The 5485-nt window shown below is 40.8% G+C and carries 3 protein-coding genes and 2 pseudogenes; 1 reads left to right on the top strand and 4 read right to left on the bottom strand.

Translation table 11 applies throughout. The features are described from left to right. Positions 1 to 114: 114 nt before the first annotated feature. A pseudogene (locus CDZ78_RS17615) lies at positions 115 to 714 on the top strand (TAXI family TRAP transporter solute-binding subunit); the annotation flags it as partial. A gap of 286 nt (positions 715 to 1000) precedes the next feature. Here CDZ78_RS17615 and CDZ78_RS17610 read toward each other — a convergent pair. From CDZ78_RS17610 to CDZ78_RS17600, 4 genes and pseudogenes are all read right to left on the bottom strand, one after another. After that, a pseudogene (locus tag CDZ78_RS17610) lies at positions 1001 to 3075 on the bottom strand (class I SAM-dependent DNA methyltransferase); the annotation flags it as partial. A gap of 32 nt (positions 3076 to 3107) precedes the next feature. Next, positions 3108 to 4046, bottom strand: a complete 939-nt coding sequence (locus CDZ78_RS17605) for an ISAzo13 family transposase (protein ID WP_230990509.1) — start codon at positions 4044 to 4046, stop codon at positions 3108 to 3110. Beyond that, positions 4043 to 4315, bottom strand: a complete 273-nt coding sequence (locus CDZ78_RS23345) for a hypothetical protein (RefSeq protein ID WP_087868120.1) — start codon at positions 4313 to 4315, stop codon at positions 4043 to 4045. The genes CDZ78_RS17605 and CDZ78_RS23345 overlap by 4 nt, the downstream gene beginning before the upstream one ends. A gap of 161 nt (positions 4316 to 4476) precedes the next feature. After that, positions 4477 to 5223 (bottom strand): nucleotidyl transferase AbiEii/AbiGii toxin family protein, encoded by a 747-nt coding sequence (locus tag CDZ78_RS17600; protein WP_087871151.1) that lies wholly within the window; start codon positions 5221 to 5223, stop codon positions 4477 to 4479. Positions 5224 to 5485 lie beyond the last annotated feature (262 nt).

Genomic DNA, 5485 nt, shown 5'->3' with positions numbered 1-5485 from the left:
CCCGTATTTTGAAAGGGTTTGCCCCAAATACAGCAGCTCCCCTGTAAATTCGGTGGTAACCGTTTTGTTACGCATGGTCGCTTGATGAATTTCTAGGAAACTTCAGTTTACTATGAAGCCCTGTGGGTTTTTCTCAGAAAAAATAGTCCTGTTAAAAAGATAACTGACTTATCTAAGCTCCGTATTTCTATCGGTCCAGAGGGTAGCGGTACGCGCATTCTGGCAAAGCAAATACTGGAACTGAATCATATCAAAAATACAGCGACTCAATTATTGGCGCTTGCTTCAACTGAGGCTGCTGACGCGCTAATACGCTCCGATATAGATGCGCTCATTATGGTGGCATCTAGTGATTCAGAAATTATCCAGCAATTGTTACGCAATAAACAACTTAAGCTATTGGACCTACGTCGAGCTGATGCTTATATCCGATTAATACCTTATCTCTCTAAAATTACATTACCCGAGGGGGTTATTGATCTGGAAAGTAATATTCCAGGCCAGGCAGTGACATTGTTGGCACCTACGGCAAACTTGGTGATCACGGAAGACTTTAACCCCGCTTTAATTGTGTTGTTACTTCGCGCCGCAGATAAAATTCATAGTCAAGCCAGTATTTTTCAGCATCCGGGGAATTTCCATCCAGTCAATTTACTGCCTACCCTATTAATGAAGAGGCAAAGCGCTATTATTCAGCCGGTCCGCCTTTATTGATGCGCTACCTACCATTCTGGCCGGCGGTATTTATAGGTAGAATGATTGTTATGCTGGTACCTTTAATAGCGTGACTGCTCCCTCTCGGTAAGGTTATGCCGCCGTTATACCGCTGGAGGATTCGTTCTAAAATTTATCGTTGGTATAAGGAATTACAGGAAGTAGATGATGCTGTGCATAAGCAACAGTTGTCTATAGCGCAGTTTGTACAGCTTAATCGTGAATTGCAGCAGATCGAAAACGAGGTTAATAAGGTAAAAACGCCACTTTCTTATGCGGACCAGGTTTATAACTTAATGTTACATATTGATCTGGTGCGCAAGAAATTGGCTCTATCTAAATCCGCATCAATATCGACTAAATCGCGTGGTGGCTGATACTGGTAGAAGTGGCGGTTAAAAGGAATTTCATATCCGACTATGCCTATTTCTTCATCTTTAGCATCTTTCTTATTGGCATCTATCCAGGCATCTGGTACATGTGGTTGCACTTCTTTTTTAAAGTAGGCTTCGTTTATATCGTTTACACTTTGACTGGGATCAAGGGCGACATTTTCATTATCTCTTAAATCACCATCGGGTTTGTATTCTATGGTTTGGCTATTCACCTCAAATAAGCCATACAAGGGACTGGCTTTAGTTTTATGTATTTTCTTAATGACCTTTTCAGCCTCTGGGTTTTTCCAGCTGACTGCATTGGTGATTTGTTTTTTCTGTTTGGTATCTAGCTTAATATCTGTGGCTTTTAGTCCTGCATCATAGCCATTCATATCATCATGCTGTGCTGTGCCGATGCTTTGTTGTAACTGTTTGGCTTTTAGCTCGCTGAAATGGCTTTTGATATGTTTGCGTATGGTTTCTTCATGTTCGGTTAAAACGCCGTAGTTTTCGCAGCCCTCATTATCAGACCAGCTAGTACCGTATTCAGCATAGACCCATTTCATTACTGCATTAAGTGGCTTGGGTGCAAAGCGCAGTTCAGCTATGCGTTCATCACTGAATTGGTAAGATTCTCTTAAAGGACGTTCTATGGTGATTCGACGATAACCAAATTCATGGGTGTTAAATATTTTACTGGAGAAGGTTTTCGGTGCCTCAGTTTTAGGGTTAGCGGACTGACGGCCTCGGTTACTTTTCTGTTCGGCAGGTTTATCTAATTCTCTGGTAACTGTTTCAAAATCACCAAAACTGCGGGTGATAGTGGCAATATCTGTTTCATCCATCACATTACGCTTGGAGCCTAATGATTTACGCATTTTACCGCATAAGTTTACGCCATTAATCAGCTGTACTTTACCTTTACGCTGATCAGCTTTCTTATTGGATAACACCCAGACATAAGTAGCTATACCCGTGTTATAGAACATATCCGTCGGTAAAGCGACAATAGCGTCTAATAAGTCGGCTTCGAGTATGTAACGGCGTATTTCTGATTCACCTGAACCTGCACCCCCAGTAAATAAGGGCGAGCCGTTAAGGATAATGCCGATTCTTGCTCCACCTTTTTCTGCTCCACGCAGTTTACTAATCAGGTGTAACAGGAATAATAAGGAGCCGTCTGAGACTCGGGGTAAGCCTGGACCAAATCGACCGTCAAAGCCTTTTAAGGTGTTTTCATCTTTAATCGCTTGTTCAATCTTTTTCCAGTCCACACCAAACGGCGGATTAGAGAGCATGTAATCAAACTTATCGGCGTAGAGTTGATCATTAGATAAGGTATTACCCAGTTTAATATTGCTAACGTCTTGGCCTTTGATCAGCATATCTGCTTTACAGATGGCGTAACTTTCTGGATTAAGCTCTTGGCCAAATGCTCGAATGACTGCTTGTGGGTTTAACTTTCCATACCTGCTGATAAGAATCCACCTGTACCAGCAGTAGGATCATAAATAGTACGAATAATCCCTGCTTTGATTAAGGCATCATCGTCTTCCATAAAAACTAGAGATGTCGTTAACCTTATAATGTCTCTCGGAGTGAAGTGTTCCCCTGCAGTTTCATTAGAGCCTTCAGCAAAGCGTCTAATTAATTCTTCAAACACTAAACCCATCTCATGATTAGAAATGGCTTTAGGGCTTAAGTCGGTTTGTCTAACCTTTTGTACAATTTTGTAGAGTAGATCGGCATCGTTAAGCTGGCCAATAAACTCAGCAAAGTTGAAATATTCAAAAATCTCTCTGGCATCTTTTGAAAAGCCCTGGATATAAGATTCCAGGTTGTCTTTTATGCCCGCCTCACCTAATTTGGATAAATCCATTTTTGAGATATTGAAAAACGATAAGCCCTTTGTTGCACGTAACAACATTTTTTCTTGTGCTTCTTCCGGTAAGCCCATGGCTTGAACTTTGTCATATTCCGCTAAGGAATAAGCACGAAACAACTTCCCGATATTAATTATTCTTGAGGAATTGCACGGTAATTCCATTTTGGTAAATGTGTATCAAATACAATCGGCATTATTTCTTTGAAGTCAGCGGCATATTTTCGTCCTGTCTCGTATATTTTGTCGAGTATGTGAACAATTGTTGTTAGTCCTTTTGACGTTGATGTTCTAGAAATCAATGTTTTAACTGTTTCAACCGAGTCAAATACAACACCTTCACAAGCACGAGTCACATGAGGAAAAAAACGATGTTCAATGGGATTATACTTGGAGGTATAAGGAGGATAGTGGGCAATCCTAATTTCCAATCCAAGTGCATTCGCAGTCTTTTGTAAATCTTCTTTAAAAATGTAGTGCCGTGAGCTGTTACTCCCTCCACCATCGCAAAGGATCAACAATGATTTTGCTTTAGGATAATGAATAATACCCTCGTTTACCCACCATTGAAATAAGCTATCACAGGCAAATTCACTGGTATCATGACTCGTTCCAAGCGTGATATATCCTGTGTTTCGTTTGAGGTCATAAAACCCATGAGGAATAACACTGCCTGTTGCAGAGCTAGGGAAATCATGATCATTCGTTTGAATGGCTGCTTGTGTATAGAGCGATCCATTACGATAAAAAGTACCCAATAACTCTTTCTTTTTGGTATCCATACTAATAACAGGGTTTCCCGCATCCAGGTAGTCCTGCTTCAATTGGGTAATATTTTCAAATTGAGCATTGCGGTCAGGATGACCACCCATCGTAATGTTTTTCTGGGCTTTGCGCTTAACATATTCATGTTTTTTTAATAAATATCGAACGATATTACGACTGACAGAATAACCCTTTTTTAATAATTCACTGACGATTTCACGCGGCTTTAGATAAGTCCACCTAATAGATGAATTCATTGGATTGCCTGCTGTATGCTGTTGAAGAATATCTAAAAAGTCTTGATCTATTCCACTGTATTCAGGGGTAGAGGTCTTTTTTTTCGACCGCCTCCAGGTTGTCTGATTCCTGTTATATCCAGTTCTAATTCGGTGAGTTCTTTTTTTCCTTGGCGGATAGTTTTTGGGTCACACTCTAATAAAGCTGAAATATAGTTAACGCCACCATGAGATAATTTTTCACTTTCAATGGCGGCATACCGTCGCTTATTTTTTTCACAAAGTGAGTCATAAAATTTCTTCATCGACTTTTCGATATTTTTTTTATAAGGAAATGACATAAGACAACCACTGAGTAATAAATTAAGATAACCTTAATTTAGGGGAGATATTTCATTATTCAAGCTTGGCTGCTTCAGGAAGTTATTTCGTGCACATTCCTTAGCCGTTTCTACCATGCTTTAATGTATTTCATTTGTTGTTAATTATTTAATTGCATGAGTTACCCTTCAAGCCAGCTGAGCATGGTTTTATTTAACGTTTCTAATGCTAACTGTCGCTTACCAGTAGGCATTTTTTGAATATTTAATAGTTTCCATTGCACCGCTGGTAAATACTGTATTTGCTCATGAGGTGCTAAGCTCCAATCTGGATCGCCTGACTTGAATGAAAGCAAAAAGTCCAAATCAGACTGCGTAAACTGTGATTTTAGTGATTGAACCATTGCTGTAGGTACGTTTTGCAATTCTTCCAGTGTGATTGGTTCAAATGTCATGCCATTGAATTCTTTGTGAAACGTCTCACCAATATTTTTCCACCTTGGGTTCATGACTTCTGAAATCGGCCGGTTATGCGAAAGTAAATAAGCTAAGTAGCCGATGAAAATTTCACGATCTACACCTCTAGATTGCAATAATATTTTTACATCAAATAAGTCTCTTGGGTGTTGACGATCCATCGCCGCACATAGCTTTCCACCATACAGGTCTGGGAGTGATACCATTTGAATTGAGGCAAATCCAAATTCATCTTCGACCTTTTCAATGATGTCGCAGGTATTGGCTTTATGAAGTGTTCCCCTTGCAACGGGAGATACTTCAATTTTTATTTGTGCTGAGTCTTGCGCCCGCCCTATGGTGTCAACAATTATCCTCATTTCATCAGGTTTGTTATCTTGTAGAATTGCATTTAGACTTTTAGAGTTATTTAGCGGGGAGTCGCTATTTTTGCGAAAGCTTGTTTTGGGCATCCCAGCCCAAGCAAGCGGCAAAAACTTAACGCGACCGCTAATGCCTTCGGCGCCCCAGACGTCCTGCGTACGTGCCACTTCGCCACTACCATCGTAAACTCGGTGCTGGCTTCGTAACACTCCCTCAAATGACTGGACGGCGTTTCGGAATGCCTTTTATTTTGTCTCCACCTACGCTAGCGCTACGATTCCGACAAAACAACGGCCCTACGCCTTCTGGGGACTACCAGCCCTCGCGTTCGCTCTCCATGGCTGGCAGCGG

Origin of the sequence: Bathymodiolus platifrons methanotrophic gill symbiont (assembly GCF_002189065.1) — a bacterium.
In the GTDB taxonomy this organism is placed as follows: Bacteria; Pseudomonadota; Gammaproteobacteria; order Methylococcales; family Methylomonadaceae; genus Methyloprofundus.
This window is presented reverse-complemented; position numbering and strand designations above follow the sequence as displayed.